The 18838-nt window shown below is 34.0% G+C and carries 20 protein-coding genes, 1 pseudogene and 1 riboswitch; of the genes and pseudogenes, 13 read left to right on the plus strand and 8 right to left on the minus strand.

Annotated features, from left to right (window positions below):
* Both CAAU_RS05535 and CAAU_RS05540 read right to left on the minus strand, forming a co-directional pair.
* Nucleotides 1-831: transposase (locus tag CAAU_RS05535; RefSeq protein ID WP_040306071.1), on the minus strand; the 831-nt coding region annotated here is incomplete at its 3' end.
* Nucleotides 832-986: 155 nt separating this feature from the next.
* Nucleotides 987-1826 (minus strand): annotated as a pseudogene (locus tag CAAU_RS05540) (aldehyde dehydrogenase family protein); the annotation flags it as partial.
* 302 nt (nucleotides 1827-2128) lie between these two features.
* On the opposite strand from CAAU_RS05540, the gene CAAU_RS05545 reads away from it, so the two are divergent.
* The 8 genes from CAAU_RS05545 to guaA all read left to right on the plus strand — a co-directional run bounded on the left by CAAU_RS05545 (nucleotide 2129) and on the right by guaA (nucleotide 9591).
* A complete protein-coding gene (locus tag CAAU_RS05545) occupies nucleotides 2129-2680 on the plus strand; it encodes a Uma2 family endonuclease (protein ID WP_008908440.1) in 552 nt (183 codons plus the stop codon).
* Nucleotides 2681-2717: 37 nt separating this feature from the next.
* Nucleotides 2718-3527, plus strand: a complete 810-nt coding sequence (gene larE, locus CAAU_RS05550; protein ID WP_008908441.1) for an ATP-dependent sacrificial sulfur transferase LarE — start codon at nucleotides 2718-2720, stop codon at nucleotides 3525-3527.
* Nucleotides 3527-4294, plus strand: coding sequence for a nickel pincer cofactor biosynthesis protein LarB (larB, locus tag CAAU_RS05555; protein WP_008908442.1), 768 nt, complete (start codon nucleotides 3527-3529; stop codon nucleotides 4292-4294). The genes larE and larB overlap by 1 nt, the downstream gene beginning before the upstream one ends.
* Complete coding sequence (gene larC / locus CAAU_RS05560) at nucleotides 4291-5445, plus strand: nickel pincer cofactor biosynthesis protein LarC (RefSeq protein ID WP_008908443.1); 1155 nt, start codon at nucleotides 4291-4293, stop codon at nucleotides 5443-5445. Before larB ends, larC begins: the two co-directional genes overlap by 4 nt.
* Nucleotides 5446-5456: 11 nt before the next feature.
* On the plus strand, nucleotides 5457-5876 hold the full coding sequence (gene mntA, locus CAAU_RS05565) for a type VII toxin-antitoxin system MntA family adenylyltransferase antitoxin (RefSeq protein WP_008908444.1): 420 nt from the start codon (nucleotides 5457-5459) through the stop codon (nucleotides 5874-5876).
* Nucleotides 5873-6295 (plus strand): type VII toxin-antitoxin system HepT family RNase toxin, encoded by a 423-nt coding sequence (hepT, locus tag CAAU_RS05570; RefSeq protein WP_008908445.1) that lies wholly within the window; start codon nucleotides 5873-5875, stop codon nucleotides 6293-6295. Before mntA ends, hepT begins: the two co-directional genes overlap by 4 nt.
* A gap of 57 nt (nucleotides 6296-6352) precedes the next feature.
* Nucleotides 6353-6454, plus strand: a riboswitch (purine riboswitch).
* A gap of 86 nt (nucleotides 6455-6540) precedes the next feature.
* Complete coding sequence (gene guaB, locus CAAU_RS05575) at nucleotides 6541-7992, plus strand: IMP dehydrogenase (RefSeq protein WP_008908446.1); 1452 nt, start codon at nucleotides 6541-6543, stop codon at nucleotides 7990-7992.
* 66 nt (nucleotides 7993-8058) lie between these two features.
* Nucleotides 8059-9591 carry a glutamine-hydrolyzing GMP synthase gene (guaA, locus tag CAAU_RS05580; protein ID WP_008908447.1) on the plus strand — a complete coding sequence of 511 codons (1533 nt, stop codon included), beginning with the start codon at nucleotides 8059-8061 and terminating at the stop codon, nucleotides 9589-9591.
* A 19-nt stretch (nucleotides 9592-9610) separates the two neighbouring features.
* Here the strand turns inward: guaA and CAAU_RS05585 are convergent, their stop codons facing one another.
* The 3 genes from CAAU_RS05585 to CAAU_RS05595 form a co-directional block, all read right to left on the minus strand.
* The gene (locus CAAU_RS05585) at nucleotides 9611-10000 is read right to left on the minus strand and encodes a bacteriohemerythrin (RefSeq protein WP_008908448.1); all 390 of its coding nucleotides are present in this window, start codon (nucleotides 9998-10000) and stop codon (nucleotides 9611-9613) included.
* A 65-nt stretch (nucleotides 10001-10065) separates the two neighbouring features.
* The gene (locus tag CAAU_RS05590; RefSeq protein ID WP_051004387.1) at nucleotides 10066-10656 is read right to left on the minus strand and encodes a DUF3793 family protein; all 591 of its coding nucleotides are present in this window, start codon (nucleotides 10654-10656) and stop codon (nucleotides 10066-10068) included.
* Nucleotides 10643-10945 carry a DUF2325 domain-containing protein gene (locus CAAU_RS05595; protein ID WP_040306073.1) on the minus strand — a complete coding sequence of 101 codons (303 nt, stop codon included), beginning with the start codon at nucleotides 10943-10945 and terminating at the stop codon, nucleotides 10643-10645. Before CAAU_RS05595 ends, CAAU_RS05590 begins: the two co-directional genes overlap by 14 nt.
* Nucleotides 10946-11093: 148 nt before the next feature.
* Between CAAU_RS05595 and CAAU_RS13905 the strand changes: the two genes are divergently transcribed.
* From CAAU_RS13905 to CAAU_RS05610, 3 genes are read left to right on the plus strand one after another with little or no spacing between them, the layout of a single operon-like run.
* The gene (locus CAAU_RS13905) at nucleotides 11094-12698 is read left to right on the plus strand and encodes a S41 family peptidase (protein WP_008908450.1); all 1605 of its coding nucleotides are present in this window, start codon (nucleotides 11094-11096) and stop codon (nucleotides 12696-12698) included.
* A 42-nt stretch (nucleotides 12699-12740) separates the two neighbouring features.
* A complete protein-coding gene (gene thiD / locus CAAU_RS05605) occupies nucleotides 12741-13541 on the plus strand; it encodes a bifunctional hydroxymethylpyrimidine kinase/phosphomethylpyrimidine kinase (RefSeq protein WP_008908451.1) in 801 nt (266 codons plus the stop codon).
* Nucleotides 13542-13584: 43 nt separating this feature from the next.
* Nucleotides 13585-13773 (plus strand): H-type small acid-soluble spore protein, encoded by a 189-nt coding sequence (locus CAAU_RS05610; protein ID WP_008908452.1) that lies wholly within the window; start codon nucleotides 13585-13587, stop codon nucleotides 13771-13773.
* Between the two features lie 19 nt (nucleotides 13774-13792).
* Here CAAU_RS05610 and nadC read toward each other — a convergent pair whose 3' ends face one another.
* The 3 genes from nadC to nadA are packed head-to-tail and all read right to left on the minus strand — an operon-like array spanning nucleotide 13793 to nucleotide 16800.
* Nucleotides 13793-14620, minus strand: coding sequence for a carboxylating nicotinate-nucleotide diphosphorylase (nadC, locus tag CAAU_RS05615; protein ID WP_008908453.1), 828 nt, complete (start codon nucleotides 14618-14620; stop codon nucleotides 13793-13795).
* Nucleotides 14601-15896, minus strand: coding sequence for an L-aspartate oxidase (locus CAAU_RS05620; protein WP_040306074.1), 1296 nt, complete (start codon nucleotides 15894-15896; stop codon nucleotides 14601-14603). Before CAAU_RS05620 ends, nadC begins: the two co-directional genes overlap by 20 nt.
* A 1-nt stretch (nucleotide 15897) precedes the next feature.
* On the minus strand, nucleotides 15898-16800 hold the full coding sequence (gene nadA, locus CAAU_RS05625; protein WP_008908455.1) for a quinolinate synthase NadA: 903 nt from the start codon (nucleotides 16798-16800) through the stop codon (nucleotides 15898-15900).
* A gap of 165 nt (nucleotides 16801-16965) precedes the next feature.
* On the opposite strand from nadA, the gene CAAU_RS05630 reads away from it, so the two are divergent.
* A complete protein-coding gene (locus CAAU_RS05630; protein WP_008908456.1) occupies nucleotides 16966-17148 on the plus strand; it encodes a hypothetical protein in 183 nt (60 codons plus the stop codon).
* Nucleotides 17149-17160: 12 nt separating this feature from the next.
* A complete protein-coding gene (locus CAAU_RS05635) occupies nucleotides 17161-18828 on the plus strand; it encodes a glycoside hydrolase family 13 protein (protein WP_008908457.1) in 1668 nt (555 codons plus the stop codon).
* The last annotated feature ends 10 nt before the right edge of the window (nucleotides 18829-18838 follow it).

Here is an 18838-nt window from a genome sequence, read left to right on the forward strand (position 1 = left end):
ATTTAAGGCAATGAAGGCATGACCTTTAAGGGTATAACGAATGAAATCATGATTTTGCTTTGAATCATAACCTTTATCAGCAATGATGTAACTGCCTTCAAGAGGAAACCATTCATTAGTAGAAGCAAGGATTTCAGTAAGATTAGAAACCTCATTAACATCAGCGGTGGTAGTAAACTCAGCAATAGGAAGACCAGAAATAGCATCGCAAATGACATGATTTTTGTAACCCCAATAGAACTCATAGTTTTTCTTAGAGTTTACGGTTTTATCTTCAGAAAGATGAAGATTCATGGAGTTATTAGCGGTATGAACACCTAATTTACAATCTTTATCAGAAGAAGGGGGATTATTTTTAGAAAATTTGTTATTTGAAAAGGATTTAGGGTTGTTAAATTTAGTATTAGCTTTAACAGGGGTAGCATCGACGGAAATAAATTTATTATCGATAAAGCCTAAATCTTTAAGGATATTAACTTGATTTTTCATGATTTCTTTAAGAAAAGAGTTAGAAAGATTTTTAATAAATCTTCGAAAAACAGAGTAAGAAGGTAAAGGTTTAAGAATATCAAAGCCACAAAGTTTAGCAATGATTAAATTGTTTTCTAGAAAATCTTTGAGATCAGTAATTTGAGCAAATTTCTCACATTTCATAACGATGAAGGCTCTAAAGAGAGCATGGCGAGAATAACCGGTAGGACCGTATTTAGAGGGGAGCCTATCAGGTAAAGGAGATAAATCAAGATTTTCAAATAGTTTTGTATAGAAATTAATAAGTTTTTGAGAAGTAAAGAGTTCAATAATGTTAAAAATTTCTTGACGTTGATACATAGAGATTTCCTCCTTTTTGTTGCTAAGTTTATGTTGATATATAAATATAATTCGGCAAAAATGGAGGAAATCCTATGAAATATATTTGAGTGATAAAAAAAATTTAGTCCTAACGGGCTAGTAGTTTCAAGGTCTTTAAATTATGCTCAAGGCTATACCTTATCTATTTCATCATCCTTTAAGAAATAGGAACCTCTCTCCATGAATTCCTTTTTAACTTCATCGTAAACTTCATCTAAAACTATAACAGCCTGTTCTGATGCACATATAACTCCGTTGTCAAAGCTTTTTGAAAGAATAATTGAGTTTACTGCCATCTTTATATGAGCTGTTTCATCTATAATGGCTGGTGTATTTCCTGAACCAACACCTATAGCTGGTTTTCCAGATGAGTAGGCTGCCTTTACCATTCCAGGACCGCCGGTAGCAAGGATAAAGTCGCATTGGCTCATAAGAAGCTGTGAAAGTTCAACAGAAGGCTCGTCTATCCAAGCGATGATGTTTTCAGGAGCTCCTGCCTTAACAGCGGCCTTTAAAATTATTCTTGCGGCCTCTATTGTTGAATTTTTAGCCCTTGGGTGTGGGGAGAATATTATACCGTTTCTTGTTTTTAGCGCAAGGAGGGCTTTAAATATAGCTGTTGATGTTGGGTTTGTTGTAGGAACAATTGCTGCTATAACGCCAATTGGTTCTGCGATTTTAACAATACCTGAAGATTCATCCTTTTCAATAACTCCACAGGTCTTATCATCCTTGTATTTGTTGTATATATATTCTGAAGCAAAGTGGTTTTTAATAACCTTATCTTCGACGATCCCCATTCCTGTCTCTTCAACGGCCATTTTTGCAAGATAAATTCTTGCCTCATTTGCAGCCATTGCAGCTGCTCTGAAAATCTCGTCAACCTTTTCCTGTGGGAAAGTTGCATATATTTCTTGAGCTTTTCTCACCTCGCTGATTTTTTGCATTAATTCGTCGTTGTTCGTAATTAACATACAAAACACCTCTCTTTGATATAAAATTAACAAACAACATTATAAAAAATAGTATTTTCTTTATAGATAAAGGTTTTATTGATATAATAAATGATTAAAATGCTTGATAATATTTAGCTGTCAATGTTCTTTTTAATTGTTATTTATTTCACAATTTAATTATAATATTTTGTGAGCAAAAAATCAATAGTTTTTGATAAAATTTTAACAAGTTATATTTTTATACTGTATTTTCTTTTCACTTGTAAAAATTATCAATTAAACTATAATAAAAGTATGAATATGTTTTAGGGGTTGGTTATATGCTACCGGAGGCAAGAAAATACTCTTATCAAGAATTTTTAGAGTTAACTAAGGATAAAAGAGCCGAATTTATAGATGGACAAATTTATCTTTGGGCATCACCATCTACAGAACATCAAAGAACAGTAGGAAGGCTTTTTGCAAAGTTTTTAGAGTATTTTGAAGATAAAGGGTGTGAACCTTTTGTTGCTCCCTATGACGTTATATTTGAAAATGAAAATACAGGAGAAAAACACGTTGTTCAACCTGATATTACAGTGATTTGCGACAAGAGCAAAATAACAGCAGAAAATTATAGAGGGATTCCTAAACTTATTGTTGAAGTTTTATCACCTTCGAATGCATCCCATGATTATATAAAAAAGATGGATTTATATTCGAGGTTTGGTGTAGATGAATATTGGATTGCAAGTCCTAAAGGAAAGATTGTCCAGGTTTTTGTTCTAAAGGAAGGGATGTATATAGAATATGGCACATTTTCAAAAGATGATTTTGTAGAATCGGCTTTCTTTAATGATTTAAAGATAAATCTAACAGAAATATTTGTCTAAGCCCAAAAGGGCTTTTTAATTTAAAAGGAGGTTACTTATGGATAGCTTTACAAAACTTAATGAACTTAAAAACATATTAGAGGATATGGGAAGCGTTTTAGTTGCTTTGTCTGGGGGAATAGATAGCTCCTTTTTATTGAAGGTATCTAAGGATGTATTAGGAAATAGAGCAGTAGCAGCCACAGCTATATCCTACATATACCCTTCGTGGGAAATTAATGAGGCAAGGGAATTTGCAAAGGAATTAGGTGTTGAGCATGTGGAGATTGAGTTTGATCCCTTAACGGATGTTTTAGGTTTTAAAAATAACCCAATAGATAGATGCTACATCTGTAAAAGGACTGTTTTTTCAAAGCTAATTTCCTTTGCCAACGAAGTTGGAATAGACTATGTTGTGGATGGAACTAATGCCGATGATTTAAAGGATTATAGACCAGGGCTTAGAGCAATAGAAGAGCTTAAAGTTAAAAGCCCCTTACTTATGGCAGGTCTTACAAAGGAGGATATAAGATTTTTAGCAAAGGAAATGGGACTTAAATTTTATGATAAACCCTCCTTTGCTTGCCTTGCAACAAGGATTCCCTATGGGGATGAGATAAACAAAATAAAACTAAAGATGATTGATGATGCTGAAGTTTTTCTAATAAACAAGGGTTTTAAAAATGTAAGGGTAAGATGTCATGGGAATATTGCAAGGATAGAAGTTTCAAAGGATGATTTTAAAAAGTTTTTTAGTATGGAACTTATAGATGAAGTTGAAAAAAAGCTAAAGGAAATAGGCTTTAAATATGTATCATTAGATCTTACGGGTTATAAAACAGGAAGTTTAAATGTGGGGGTAAAGTAATGGACAGGAATACGCTAAAGGAGATACTAACTAAAGTTAAAGAAGGGGAGCTGGATGTAGAGAAGGCTCTTGATGCATTAAAGGATGTTCCCTTTAAGGATTTAGACTTTGCAAAGCTTGATTACCATAGGGGCATAAGGGTTGGTTATCCAGAGGTTATTTTTACTGAAGGTAAAGATATTAATCATTTGAGGGGAATTCTTTTAGATATGATAAACAGAGATGCCAATGTCCTTGCAACAAGGATGTCAAAGGAGGTTTATGAAAGAGTAAAGGATATTTCCAAAAACATGGTATATCATGAGATTGCAAGGATACTCATAGTAAATCCAAAGGATGTTGAAAAGGTAGGTAAGGTTGCTGTTGTCACAGGGGGAACGGCAGATATCCCTGTGGCAGAAGAGGCAGCAGTAACCCTTGAGGCCTTTGGAAATAATGTTGTAAGGATTTTTGATGTTGGGGTTGCAGGAATACATAGATTGTTTTCTAATATGGATAAAATTAAGGGATCGAGCTGCATTGTTGCAGTTGCTGGAATGGAGGGTGCCCTTCCTTCCGTCCTTGCTGGACTTGTGGATGTTCCTGTTATTGCTGTCCCAACAAGCGTAGGATATGGGGCAAATTTTAAGGGGCTTTCTGCTCTTTTAACTATGCTAAACTCTTGTGCTGCTGGTATTTCCGTTGTTAATATCGACAACGGATTTGGTGCAGGATATATCGCTTCTATGATAAACAAAGGATTTTTTAGAAACGGAGTGGTAAAATGATACTTTATTTTGACTGCTTTTCAGGAATTAGCGGTGATATGGCTGTAGGTGCTCTTTTAGATCTTGGCGTTCCTAAGGATTATTTAATTGAGAATTTAAAAAGTTTAAATATAGATGAAGAATATGAAATAGAAATCAGAAAGAGCAATAAAAACGGCATAGAAGGAACGGACTTTTATGTTTTTTTAAAAGAGGAAAATATCCATCATCATGAAAGAAATTTAAAGGATATAATAAGCATTATAGATAAAAGCAGGATTACAGATGGTGCCAAAGAGATTGCAAAAAGGATTTTCAATATAATAGCAGAGGCGGAGGCAAAGGTCCACGGAAAAAGCATAGATGAGGTTCATTTCCATGAGGTTGGAGCGGTGGATTCGATAATTGACATTGTTGGAGTTGCTGTTTGTATAGATTATTTAAAACCTGATAAAATAATTTCCTCATATGTAAATACAGGAAGCGGATTCGTAAAATGCCAGCACGGGATTTTGCCTGTTCCGGCACCGGCAACCATGAATATATTAAAAGATGTTCCTATTTATTTTGATGAAAGAAAATTTGAGCTTACAACTCCAACGGGAGCAGCTATTTTAAAGGGGCTTTGTACAGAGTTTGTTGAGGGAATTAACATGAAGATAAGGGCAGTGGGATATGGTTGTGGTAAAAAGAATACAGAAAAGCCTAATGTTTTAAGGATTGTCCTTGGTGATGAAGATAAGGAGGAAGTTGTTTTACTTGAAACTACAATAGATGATATGAATCCTCAGTTTTACGGATATGTTATGGATAAACTATTTGAAAAGGGTGCCCTCGATGTTTATCTTACTCCGGTTTATATGAAAAAAAATAGGCCTGGAATTGTAATATCAGTTCTTGTTCATGAAAACAAGGAAAAATCCATAATTGAGGTTCTATTTAAAGAAACGACGACAATAGGAATAAGAAAATTTAAAATAAAAAGATATGAACTTCAAAGGGAAATCAAAAGGGTGGAGACGGAATTTGGTAAAGTCGATTTTAAAATTTCAAAATACGAAGGTGAAATTGTAAACATATCCCCTGAATTCGAGGATTTAAAAAGGATTTCAATGGATATGGGACTTCCTTTGAAGGATGTTTATAATTTTGTAAGGAGAACTAAGCTTTAGGGGTTGATTTAATGATATCTATAGAGGATAAAATTCCTGCTTTAGTTAATTATTTTAATGAAGATAAGAGAGTAATTGCCGTTTATATAATAGGTTCATATGGAACGGAATATCAAAGGGAAGATAGCGATATAGACTTTGCGGTTTTATTTGAAGATGATATTGATTTTATTGAAGAAACAAAGATAGCTTGTAAAATTACAGAAATATTAAAATTTGATAATGTAGATATTGTAAACCTAAATAAGGCTCCCTTGACACTTCAAGTTAAAGCAATTAATGAGGGAAGAGAAATTTATGTTGCTGATTCTATAAAGCTTAGCGATTTTATTGAATTAGTTTATAAAAAATACAGAGATGCAAAATATTTTATTGATTCCTTTAACAGAGATTTCTTTTCAAATTTTAAAAATAGAGGTGTTAACGGATGATTTTAAATATAGATTACGACAAAGTTAGGAATAAGCTTTTGTTTATCCAGGAAAACCTTAAAAAACTTGAAGAGCTAAGGAATTTTACAAAGGAAGAATTTTTAAATGATTTTAGGAATGTTGATAGTGCAAAGTATCTTTTACAAACATCTATTGAGGCAATGCTTGATATTGCAAACCATATTATTGCAAGAAATAGATGGGGGAAGGTTGAAAGTAATAGAGATTCTTTTGAAATATTGCATCAAAATAGAATTATTGACAAAAACGACATTGAAACTTATTTCTTAATGGCAAAGTTTAGAAATAGGATAGTTCATATGTATATAGAAGTGGATAACGAAACAATTTATAATGTTCTGCAAAACAATCTTAAGGATATAAAAAGATTTGTAGATACAATATCAATGAATATATAATTTTTGTATATGATCCTTGACGCAACGTTTTTTTAATAATATAATACTAAAAAACGATATATTTTGACATTACCTGCTCATATAATCCAAGGAATATGGCCTTGGAGTCTCTACCGGGTGGCCGTAAACTACCCGACTATGAGTAAGGCTTAATATGCTTTTTTTGGCATACTACGCTTTACTCGTAGTATGCCTTTTTGTTTTATGTAAATAATAATTAAAAACCATTTGAAAAGGGGGATAATATGGCAAGAATAATAAAAGAAGCCTATACATTTGATGATGTTTTATTAGTTCCACAAAAGTCAGAGGTTCTACCAAAGGATGTTGATACATCAACTTATCTTACTAAAAAAATTAAATTAAATATTCCAATAATGAGTGCAGGTATGGATACGGTTACTGAAGCTAAAATGGCCATTGCTATGGCAAGGGAAGGCGGTATTGGAATTATTCATAAAAATATGTCCGTTGAAGAACAAGCTCTTGAGGTGGACAAAGTAAAAAGATCAGAACACGGCGTAATAACAGATCCCTTCTTCTTATCTCCTGAGGATACGATTCAAGATGCTGATAATCTAATGGCAAGATATAGAATATCAGGTGTTCCGATAGTTGTTGGCAGAAGGCTTGTTGGAATAATTACAAACAGGGATATTAGGTTTGAAAAGGATTATTCAAAAAAGATAAAGGAAGTTATGACAAAGGATAACCTTATAACTGCTCCTGTTGGAACAAGCCTTAAGGAGGCAGAGGAAATTTTGAGAAAACACAAGATAGAAAAGCTTCCTTTGGTAGATGAAGAGTTTAATCTTAAAGGCCTAATTACAATAAAGGATATCGAAAAGGCAGAGAAGTTTCCCAATGCTGCAAAGGATGAAAAAAGAAGGCTACTTTCCGGGGCAGCCGTTGGAGTTTCAAAGGATATGATGGATAGAGTAAAGGCCCTATATGAGGCTGGGGTTGATGTAATTGTGATAGACACAGCCCATGGACATTCAAAGGGGGTCTTGGATGCAGTTTACAATATTAAAAATCAATACCCAGAGCTACAAATAATAGCAGGAAATGTTGCTACAGCCGAGGCAACAAGGGACCTTATCCTGGCAGGGGCTGATTGCGTAAAGGTTGGAATAGGTCCCGGTTCAATATGCACAACAAGGGTTGTAGCAGGAGTTGGAGTTCCGCAGCTTACTGCTGTTATGGACTGTGCAGAAGAAGCGAAAAAATATGAGGTTCCAATAATAGCAGATGGAGGAATCAAATACTCTGGAGACATAGTAAAGGCCCTTGCTGCAGGTGCTGATGTTGTAATGCTAGGGTCTTTGCTTGCAGGATGTGCTGAAAGCCCGGGTGAAGAGGAAATATATCAAGGAAGAAGATACAAGGTTTATCGTGGAATGGGATCTTTAGGTGCAATGCAAAAAGGAAGCAAAGATAGATATTTCCAAGAGGATAGCAAGAAATTAGTTCCTGAAGGAGTTGAAGGAAGGGTTGCCTATAAAGGGCCTGTAGGTGATACAATATATCAGCTTGTTGGAGGCCTTAGGGCAGGAATGGGCTACTGCGGTGCAAAAAATATAAGGGAACTTCATGAAAAGGCAGTATTTGTTGTTCAAACATCAGCGGGACTTAGGGAGAGCCATCCCCATGATGTTCAAATAACAAAGGAGTCACCTAATTATACAACACTTTAGTGCCTGCCACTTGACATTTTGACTTTTTGACATTTCTATAAATTACCAAATTATTAGGAGGAGATTATGGAAAAGGAACTTGTAATTATAGTTGATTTTGGAGGGCAATATGCCCAGCTTATAGCAAGAAGAGTTAGGGAAAGCAGGGTTTACTGCGAAATAGTTCCCTATGATGAAGCTCTTGAAAGGATAAAAAAGGCAAATCCAAAGGGGATAATTTTTTCAGGAGGGCCAAATAGCGTTTATGATGAAAGGGCACCTAAAATAGATAAAGAAATATTTGAATTAAATATCCCCATTTTAGGTATATGTTATGGGGATCAGCTTATAGCAGAGAGCCTTGGAGGTAAGGTTGATAGGGCAGAGGTTAGGGAATATGGGAATACATTAATAAACTTTGATTTATCTTCTATGCTGTTTAAAGGCTTACAGGAAAAGGCTATATGCTGGATGAGCCATACAGATCAAATAGTAAAACTTCCTGAAGGTTTTAGAGTAACAGCATCAAGTGAAAACTGTCCTATCGCTGCGATGGAGGATGAAAAGAGAAAAATATTTGGCCTTCAATTCCACCCTGAGGTTCATCATACCCAATTTGGAAGGGAAATAATTAATAATTTCCTTTTTAATATCTGTAACTTAAGTGGAAGCTGGACAATATCCTCCTTTGTAGATGACAAGATAAAGGAGATTAAAGAAAGAATAGGTGACAAAAGGGCAATTTGTGCTCTATCGGGAGGAGTAGACTCATCAGTTGCAGCTGTTTTGGTCCACAGGGCAATAGGAGATAACTTAACCTGTATTTTTGTAGATCACGGTCTTTTAAGGCTCAATGAAGCCGAGGAGGTCTATAGAACATTTAAGGAAAAGTTTAACATGAACCTTATAATGGTAAATGCAAAGGATAGATTTTTAGAAAGATTGAAGGGAGTTTCAGATCCGGAAAGAAAAAGAAAGATTATAGGCGAAGAATTTATAAGGGTATTTGAGGAGGAGGCAAATAAAATAAAGGGAGCTGAATTTTTAGTTCAAGGGACGATATATCCCGATGTTGTTGAAAGCGGAACAAAAACTTCAGCTACAATAAAGAGCCACCACAACGTTGGAGGCCTTCCGGAGGATCTTAAGTTTGAGCTTGTTGAACCCCTAAGGGAGCTTTTTAAGGATGAAGTTAGGGAAGTTGGAAGGCAGCTTGGAATTCCAGAGGATTTAATATCAAGGCAGCCCTTCCCAGGTCCAGGCCTTGCAATTAGAGTTTTAGGTGAAGTTACTGAGGATAAATTAAACATTTTAAGGCAGGCGGATTTTATATTTAGAGAAGAAATAAAAAAGGCAGGACTTCATAGAGATATATGGCAGTATTTTGCCGTTTTACCAGATATAAAAAGCGTTGGAGTTATGGGGGATGAAAGAACTTATGCCTATACGATAGCCCTAAGGGCTGTTGAGAGCGTAGACGGCATGACCTCCGACTGGTTTAGAATCCCCTATGAGGTGCTTGCAAGGGTCTCCTCAAGGATAGTAAACGAAGTTAAGGGAGTAAATAGAGTTGTATATGACATAACTTCAAAGCCACCTGCAACAATTGAATGGGAATAAAGTGCAGCGCTGCTGCACTTTATTTTATTATTGCTTTATCTTTTTCTAATATATGATTTACAAGCCAATCGGCGATGAAGTTGAAAATATCAAGAAGGTATTTATCTTGCTCCCCATCTATATTTTCAAGGTCTATACTTTGAATTTTTTCAATGAATTTTTGATGTTCTATTTTGTGCATAAAATATCCTTCATATCCTATTTCCTTCATAAATTTTTCTTCTTTTCCAAAATGATAGATAGTATAATCCTCAAGTTCCTTTAAAATTTCTACTATTTTGTCATACTTGTCCATATAAAATTGATTTTTAAGAGTATCATAGACTCTGCCGGCGATTTCAATCAAATGCTTATGCTGCTGGTCAATACTTTCTACTCCTATTGAATAATCTTCCCTCCATTTAATCATACGAGGCACCCCCATGAAATTAATAAACTAATTTAATGATAATTGATAAAATTACTTAAGTAAAGTTAATTTAGAAGTTTATTTTCATGAAGCATATATTCATTATAGATGTAATTTAAAGCTAGATTTTTAGCTCTATCGTATTCATTGAAAATCTTCTTTGCCCTTTCAACATCACCGAAAACCTTCCAATAACCACAAAGCTTAAAATCCTTTTCATCATTTATAAAGGCCATTACATCTTCCAGTGGAATACCTAAAAAAATTCCTATTTCATGGGGGCAGGAGAGGGTATATTTTTCTTTTAAAAGGTTTAAAATTTGGCTCAAAGTCATATCGTGCTTATATCCAAAGGTTGAAAGGAAAGAAATGTTTTCCCTAAAAACATTCAAAAAAAGGTCCTTTTTATAAAAAAGAACTACACATCTATTACTATTTTTAAAAAGTTCAAAGGTGTAGAGTCGAAACTTTTTCTGCAACTCTGCCTTTATCGAAGGCAATATCATGCAAAAGGATGGGTCTATATTGTCAAAATTAATTATAGTAGATGGTTTAGATGAAAAGATAGTAGGTGCAGCGTGATAAAGTATTCTACTTATTATGTAGGATCTATAATCGTATTTCTTTGTCTGATTAAACAAATTAAATATGGTCATTTTTACCCTCCATGTAATCTGCTAATTTTCCTGAGATTATTGGCCATGAGCGTCTGCAGTATATTACGTTGCAATGACAAAGATTGTTCTTTAGATTTGATACCAAGCAATGATTAATATAATCGGTTAAAACTATTACTATGTCATATTTACTGTTATTCAAGATACATCCCTTTATTTTGTCTTTAGCTTTTCTGCCACTGATATGTTCAATTATATTAAATCCCTTATCCTTCAATCCTTTTATTATAGTTTGCACTTTATCTCCACCTATTATAAGTGCGGACATAGAGAAACCTCCCTATATGATATTGATAATTATTGTCAATTACATTCTATAATTTTCTATTTCTTTTGTCAACTGGCACTATAATTGATTTTTCATATTTGGTATAATATAACAAAAATGCCTAATCTAAAGTTTATGAGGTGGGGTTATGGTGATAAAAAAAGTTAAATTAAGTTTATTTATTCTCGGAGCTTTATTTTTGGTATTATTAATTGGGATTTCATTTCACCATCACATACAAGATGTTTTATTAAAGGCACATAATAAGGATTTATCTGAACTTAGTATTGATGAAAAATTAGAGGATTTCGATTATTTATATAATGTTTTAAAGGATAACTATCCTTATTTAGAAGTTTCAAAAAGGAAAACTGGTTTTGACTGGCTTGAAAAAAGGGAGGAGTTTAAAGGGACAATTGCTAAAACAAAAAACAATGTTGAATTTTATTTTGCCATCGATGAGATTTTACATCTTTTACAAAATGCCCATACAAATATAATAGGCCCTGATAGATATGATATGTATAGGGAGTTTTATAAGGGATCAGGAAATTATTCCTGGAATAGGGTAATAAACAATAAAAATGTTGAAGCTAAATATAAAAAATGGACTATGATATTGCCTAAAAGTAAAAGGATTATTCCTATTGATTTTAAGTATGTGGAAGGTAAATATATAATATATTCAAACTTAGGCGATAAAGATTTTTTAAAACAATATGATATTCCAAGGTTTTCAACTTTGATTAGTATAGATGGTATTAAAGTAGATGAATATATAAAAAATAACATGAATAAAATGTATCTAACCTATGATTTTAAAAGAAACAAACTTAAAACAAATAACCTATTTATAACTTGTAATGATAATGAAAGGAAAGAATTACGATTTAAAACTTTAGATGGGAAGATAATTAAAAAGAAGTTAACTGGGATACAAGTTGAAAATACCAATAAATATAACATAAATACTGATAAAGTTTATGAAACAAAAATAATTCAAAAGGACAAAATTGCCTATTTAAAGGTTTGGTCCTTTTCATATGAATATGTTGAAAAGGATAAGGAAGGTATATATTCATTTTTAAAGAGCATAAAGGATTACCCATACCTCATAATAGACATAAGGGGCAATGGTGGTGGAAGCGAAGGCTATTATATGGAAAATATTGTTCCAGCACTAATAGAGAAACCTTTATCCATTCAATTTTATTGCCTTTATAGGGGAGGAAATTATATAAAACCCTTTTTAAAGTCAAGAAAAATAAGGACAAAACCAATAGAAAAACTTCCGGATGAATTAAATTATCCAGAAGAAACCAAAAGATTATTTAAAAGCTTTTTAGACTCAAAGGATGAAATAAGACCTAAGAATCCAGTTGGATTTAAAGGGAAAATATTTTTGCTGGTTGATGATTATGTTTATTCATCAGCCGAGGCCTTTGCGGCTTTTTGCAAAGCAACAAAATTTGCAACCCTAGTAGGGACAACAACAGGTGGCGATGGAATAGGAATGGACCCTGCGATTGTTTCTTTGCCTAACTCCGGACTTTTAATTAGGTTCCCCCTTGAAATGGGATTAAATCCCGATGGAACCCCAAATGAGGAATATCATACACAGCCAGATATTTATGTGGAACAAAGGTTTGATGACTTTATTGAATATGTTAAATACAAAGAAAATCATTTTGATGTGATAAATCCCTACGATACAGTATTAAATTATGTGATTAAAATGATAAATGACCAATGATTTTGCTTGAATATAAAGTTAATTTTTTTTGGGGGTGCAAACATGAAAAAGGTTTTGACGATTGCAGGTTCGGATAGCTCAGGAGGAGCAGGAATTCAAGCGGACATAAAAACATTTTCAGCCCATCTTGTTTACGGCATGAGTGTTATAACGTCAGTTACTGCACAAAACACAAAAGGTGTTTTGGCAGCCTTTGATTTACCAAAGGAATTTATAGAAATGCAAATTAGAGCAATATATGAAGATATAGATGTGGATGCAGTTAAAATAGGCATGCTATCCTCAAGTGAAATCATAAAAACAGTAGCGAAGGCTTTAACCTATTACAATGCAAAAAATATAGTTTTAGACCCTGTAATGGTTTCTAAAAGTGGATTTAAGCTTTTAAAGGATGAAGCCATAAGCACACTAGTAGAGGATTTAATTCCTATATGCACCATAATTACTCCTAATATAGATGAAGCAAGTTTGATGGCTGGAATTAAGATAAAAAACATCGAAGATGTGGAAAGGGCTTGTCAAAGAATATATGAATTTGGGGCAGAAAACGTCCTTATAAAGGGCGGACATCTTGATGGTGAACCCATTGATGTTTTATATGATGGAAAGGATTTTACATATTTCAAAGGTAAAAGGATCATAAGTAAAAATACCCATGGAACAGGCTGCACTTTATCATCTGCCATAGCTTGTAATTTAGCATTAAGTTATTCAATAGTCGATGCAGTTAAAAGGAGTAAAGAATATATTCAAGGGGCAATTGAAAATTCCTTCAGCATTGGATACGGTGTTGGACCTATTGACCATTTTTTTAGATTTAGATTAAATAAAAATGATGAATGAATAATTATATAAAAAGGTTGCATACTAACCTTGAGGTGAGATGATGGATAAAAATAGAGTAAAGGAAATTCTAAATTCAACAAAAAGCATTGAAGTTCAATATGAAAATAAGCCTGTATGGATTGAAGAACTTGACGATACAAGAAACGTAGCAAAAGTAAGAAGGCTTGATAATGGAATGCACCTTACAGTATCGGTAAATGATTTGCATGAAACGGGGACGGTTCATTAACTTTAACCGTCCCCTATTTTTAAACTATCCTCAAACTCAAATCCAGCGATTTATATGAATGGGTTATTGCGCCTGTTGAAATAAAATCGACTCCTGTTTTGGCGATGTCGCCTATTGTGTTAAGATTGACGTTCCCAGAAACCTCTATTAAGGCTCTGCCGTTTATAAGTTTTACTGCTTCCTTTATAAGTTTAAGATTCATATTGTCAAGCATTATTATATCAACATTGCAGCTTAGGGCTTCCTTTACCATATCTAAACTTTCCGTTTCAACTTCAATCTTTTTTAAATTAGAGTATCTTTTTCTTACAAGTTCTACAGCCCTTGTTATACTTCCTGCAGCTTTGATGTGATTGTCCTTAATCAGAATCCCATCGGAAAGGTTGAATCTGTGGTTTACTGCACCGCCCATCCTGGTTGCGTATTTTTCTAATATCCTTAGATTTGGCGTTGTTTTCCTGGTATCAAGCAAAACTGCCTTTGTTCCCTCAAGCTTTTTTACAAATTCCCTTGTAAGGGTTGCAATACCAGACATCCTTTGGATAAAATTTAGGGAAGTCCTTTCACCTATTAAAATGTTTTTAGTTTTTCCTTTAAGTGTGCAAATTATGTCTCCATTTTTAACTTCTTCTCCGTCCCTTATAAAACTTTCAATTTCAACTTCGCCTAAAATCTCAAACACCCTTTTAAAAACGAATAGCCCTGCTAATACTCCATCCTCCTTTGCAATAAGGTTTGCTGTAGATAAAAGGTCGTCAGGGATTATCGCCTCAGTTGTTATATCCTCATAGGTAACATCTTCATTTAAGGCATCCTGTATTAGTTTATCAATCATCGATAAATTCATTCTTAAGATCCCACCTTTTCTTTTTTAGTTCTTTTATAACAAGCCTTTTATTTTCCCTTTCTATTTCATCGATGTTAATTAGGCTATTTTTACAAGTCTTTAACTGCCTAATACCATCTATATTTTTGTTTATATCCTGCGCAGCCCTTCTTGAAAAAACAAGCCCCTCAAGCAGGGAATTGCTGGCAAGCCTATTTTCACCGTGGACTCCTGTGCAGGATACCTCACCTACGGCATAAAGGTTATCCATTGATGTTTTTGAAAAAAGGTCGACTTCAATTCCTCCCATAAAATAATGCTGAGCTGGTGCGACAGGGACTAAATCCTTAGTTATATCTATTCCCCTTTTTAAACATTCGCTATATATATTAGGGAATCTGTCCCTTAAGTATGAGCTGTTAAGATGCCTTGCACTTAAAAGGACATAAGGCTTCTTTGACCTTTTTATTTCCTCTAATATCCTTAAAGAAACCTCGTCCCTTGGTAAAAGCTCGTCAACGAATCTTTCACCCTTATGGTTTAAAAGGACTGCACCTTCCCCCCTTAGGCTTTCCGAAATTAAAAATCTTCTTTCATCCTTTTCCTCGTAAAGGGCGGTAGGGTGGAATTGGATAAACTCGATATCTTTTATTTTAACACCATGCCTTATAGCAACGGAAAGGCCATCTCCCGTTAAAATCCTTTGATTGGTCGAATTTTTAAAAAGGCCTCCAATACCTCCGGTTGCAAGGATTGTAACCTTTGAATGGACATCTATTCTTTTTCCGTCTCTAATAAATATCCCGCCAAGGCATTTGTTGTCTTCAGCTATAAGGTCTATTAGTTTTGTATTCTCATAAACTTTGATATTTTTTCTTTTTAATATATTTTTGATAAGGGTTTTTGCAACGGCTTTGCCGGTCCAATCCTTAACATGAACTATCCTATTGGTGCTGTGGGCACCTTCCTTTGTAAATAAAAGCCTTCCGTCTATATTATCGAATTCCACGCCAAAATCAATAAGCCTTTTTATATTTTCCATCGACTCTTTTGCCAAAACTTTTACAGCCTCTAAATTGTTTTTGTAATTTCCAGCCCTTAGGGTGTCTTCGATGAAAGATTCAATATCCTCCTCATCCTTTGCCGTTGAAATACCACCCTGGGCAAGGTAGGTGTTGCTTTCCTTTAGAGTTGTTTTGGAAACCAATATTACATTAAGATCCCTTCTTAAATTTAATGCAGCATAAAGTCCGGCAACACCGCTTCCGACTATTAAAACATCACAATTTATCATCATATCACCTTGCAAGCATTAGCATATTTTCAAGGGCTCTTTTAGCTCCCTTGGCAATTTCTTCGTCAACATGGATTTCATATCTTGAATATAAAAGACTCTCATATACATCTATTAATCTTGTTTTTTTCATGTTAGGGCAGGTTGCTGTAAGTCCTGGGATGTAAAAATTTTTGTTAGGATTTAGCTTTTTCAATGTATGGATAACCCCTTCTTCGGTTGCAATTAGGTAGTTTTTGTAATTAGTTTTTGTAGCATAATCTATTATTTCCTTAGTGCTGCCTATAAAGTCAGATATTTCCCTAACATCCCTTTCGCATTCAGGATGGGTTAGAACGACTAAATCTTTAATTTCTTCCTTAAGCGATAGTATATACTCTTTAGAAATCTTTCGATGAGTTGGGCAAAAACCAGTCCAAAGTATTATATTCTTTTCTGGGACCCTTTCTTTTACAAATTCACCGAGGTTTTTATCGGGAAGGAAGACTATCTTTTTATTTTCTATCCTTTTTATAATCTTTACTGCATTTGATGATGTTACAACAACATCGCAAAGGGCCTTGACCTCTGCACTTGTATTGATATAGCATACAAAGGTTGCATCTGAATGTTTTTCTTTAAATTTTTTCAACTCATCGATATCCACCATTTCAGCCAAAGGACATCCTGCATCCTTTACAGGAAGTAAAATCTTCTTTTCAGGAGATAAAATTTTTGCGCTTTCAGCCATAAAGTCAACGCCGCAAAATACTATTGTGCTTTTATCTGAACCCTTTGCCACCTGGCTAAGGTAAAAGGAATCGCCAACAAAATCGGCAATATCTATAACTTCAGGTCTTTGATAGTTATGGGCAAGGATTAGAGCATCCTTTTCCTCTTTAAGTTTCTTGATTTCCTCTATCATCATTACACCATCCTTTACATCTGTATATACAATATTATATATAAGCAATACAGCAATAGCAACTTAGCTTAAGATATTTTGCCATAAAAGTTTGGTTATTTATAATATTTACAAAATATTGTTATCTATGAGATAATTTGAATAAAGTTTATAAAGGGGATGATTTAAATGTTTTTAAATCCAGTAGTATCTTTAATAATTTTTCTTATTAATATTGCAATACTATATTTTGTAATTTACCAGGCAGTTAAACGTGCTATTGAAGAAAACTTAATAAACATGGAGGATAGCATAAAAAGGGCTGTAAGAGATGTTTTGAGGGAACAAGGGAATAAAAATAACGACAATTAAAGGAGGACTAATATGAAAAGAAAATGGTGGAAGGAAGGCGTTGTTTATCAAATTTATCCAAGGAGTTTTTATGATTCAAATGGGGATGGAATTGGAGATTTAAAGGGGATATTTGAAAAGCTTGATTATCTTAAGGAGCTTGGAGTTGATATTATATGGCTTAATCCAATATACAAATCTCCTAATGCTGATAATGGTTACGATATAAGCGATTATTATGATATTATGGATGAGTTTGGAACTATGGAGGATTTTGATAAGCTCCTTGATGAGGCCCATAAAAGGGGTATCAAAATTATCATGGACCTTGTTGTAAATCATACCTCCGATGAACATATATGGTTCATAGAATCAAGAAAATCAAAGGATAATCCCTATAGGGATTTTTACATATGGAGAAAAGGAAAGGGTAATAATCCTCCCAACAACTGGACATCTGCCTTTTCAGGTTCTGCATGGCAGTATGATGAAACAACTGATGAATACTACCTTCATCTATTTGCAGTAAAGCAGCCGGACCTTAATTGGGATAATGAAAATGTAAGAAAAGAAGTATACAAAATGATGAAGTGGTGGCTTGATAAGGGAATAGATGGATTTAGAATGGATGTTATAAACTTTATCTCAAAGGTTGAGGGACTACCTTATGATTACGAAGCGGAAGAAAAAGGAGGACAACCAGGATTTAAATATTACGCCAACGGACCTAAGGTTCATGAATACCTACAGGAAATGAATAGGGAAGTTTTATCAAAATACGATATAATGACGGTTGGTGAAACTCCAGGAGTAACACCAGAGGTTGGAAGGCTTTATGTGGATTATGACAGAAATGAGCTAAATATGATATTCCAGTTTGAGCTTATGGATATAGACTCAGGGAAAAACAAATGGGATGTTAAGCCATGGAAGCTTACTGATTTTAAAAGGATCATGTATAAATGGTATCAAGGACTTAAGGAAAAGGGATGGAATTCTGTTTATTTAAACAACCACGATCAGCCGAGGATGGTTTCAAGGTTTGGGGATGATAAAGAGTTTAGGGTAGAGTCTGCAAAACTTCTTGCAACATTTGTCCATACTTGGCAGGGGACGCCCTATATTTATCAAGGTGAGGAAATAGGAATGACAAATGTAAGATTTGATTCAATAGATGATTACAGAGATATTGAAACATTAAACTGGTATAATGAAATGATTCAAAAGGGGCATGATCCTAAAGAACTATTAGAGGCAATCTATAAAAAGGGAAGGGATAATGCGAGAACCCCAATGCAGTGGGATGATAGCGAAAACGCTGGATTTACAACTGGGAAGCCCTGGATTAAGGTTAACCAAAATTACAAGGAGATAAACGTCAAAAAAGCTCTTGAGGATAAAAATTCCGTTTTTTATTACTATAAAAAATTAATTGAACTTAGAAGACAATATCCTGTAATAGTATACGGCGATATAAACCTTTTATTTGAAGATGACGAAAAAATCTTTGCCTATACAAGGCATTTTGAAGGCCAAAATCTTTTAGTTTTAATGAATTTCTCAAAAGATCAAGTTGAAATAAGTCTTTCAAGGGAACTTTTAGAAAAGGACATGAAACTTTTAATCAGCAATTATGATGTTGGAGAGTTGAGGGAAAAGATTTTCTTTAAACCCTATGAAGCAAGGGTGTATCTATTTTAGAGGTTGAAGT

Origin of the sequence: Caloramator australicus RC3 (assembly GCF_000297115.1) — a bacterium.
GTDB lineage: Bacteria > Bacillota > Clostridia > Clostridiales > Caloramatoraceae > Caloramator > Caloramator australicus.

Bases quoted from the DNA above. Each gene is read 5' to 3' on its own strand.
- guaA (WP_008908447.1), top strand. From the start codon at position 8,059: ATGGAAAAGGAACTTGTAATTATAGTTGATTTTGGAGGGCAATATGCC.
- larC (WP_008908443.1), top strand. From the start codon at position 4,291: ATGATACTTTATTTTGACTGCTTTTCAGGAATTAGCGGTGATATGGCT.
- thiD (WP_008908451.1), top strand. From the start codon at position 12,741: ATGAAAAAGGTTTTGACGATTGCAGGTTCGGATAGCTCAGGAGGAGCA.
- CAAU_RS05635 (WP_008908457.1), top strand. From the start codon at position 17,161: ATGAAAAGAAAATGGTGGAAGGAAGGCGTTGTTTATCAAATTTATCCA.
- CAAU_RS05595 (WP_040306073.1), bottom strand. From the start codon at position 10,945: ATGTCCGCACTTATAATAGGTGGAGATAAAGTGCAAACTATAATAAAA.
- CAAU_RS05610 (WP_008908452.1), top strand. From the start codon at position 13,585: ATGGATAAAAATAGAGTAAAGGAAATTCTAAATTCAACAAAAAGCATT.
- CAAU_RS05545 (WP_008908440.1), top strand. From the start codon at position 2,129: ATGCTACCGGAGGCAAGAAAATACTCTTATCAAGAATTTTTAGAGTTA.
- larB (WP_008908442.1), top strand. From the start codon at position 3,527: ATGGACAGGAATACGCTAAAGGAGATACTAACTAAAGTTAAAGAAGGG.
- mntA (WP_008908444.1), top strand. From the start codon at position 5,457: ATGATATCTATAGAGGATAAAATTCCTGCTTTAGTTAATTATTTTAAT.
- CAAU_RS13905 (WP_008908450.1), top strand. From the start codon at position 11,094: ATGGTGATAAAAAAAGTTAAATTAAGTTTATTTATTCTCGGAGCTTTA.
- guaB (WP_008908446.1), top strand. From the start codon at position 6,541: ATGGCAAGAATAATAAAAGAAGCCTATACATTTGATGATGTTTTATTA.
- nadC (WP_008908453.1), bottom strand. From the start codon at position 14,620: ATGAATTTATCGATGATTGATAAACTAATACAGGATGCCTTAAATGAA.
- nadA (WP_008908455.1), bottom strand. From the start codon at position 16,800: ATGATGATAGAGGAAATCAAGAAACTTAAAGAGGAAAAGGATGCTCTA.
- CAAU_RS05585 (WP_008908448.1), bottom strand. From the start codon at position 10,000: ATGATTAAATGGAGGGAAGATTATTCAATAGGAGTAGAAAGTATTGAC.
- CAAU_RS05590 (WP_051004387.1), bottom strand. From the start codon at position 10,656: ATGACCATATTTAATTTGTTTAATCAGACAAAGAAATACGATTATAGA.
- larE (WP_008908441.1), top strand. From the start codon at position 2,718: ATGGATAGCTTTACAAAACTTAATGAACTTAAAAACATATTAGAGGAT.
- CAAU_RS05620 (WP_040306074.1), bottom strand. From the start codon at position 15,896: ATGATGATAAATTGTGATGTTTTAATAGTCGGAAGCGGTGTTGCCGGA.
- hepT (WP_008908445.1), top strand. From the start codon at position 5,873: ATGATTTTAAATATAGATTACGACAAAGTTAGGAATAAGCTTTTGTTT.
- CAAU_RS05630 (WP_008908456.1), top strand. From the start codon at position 16,966: ATGTTTTTAAATCCAGTAGTATCTTTAATAATTTTTCTTATTAATATT.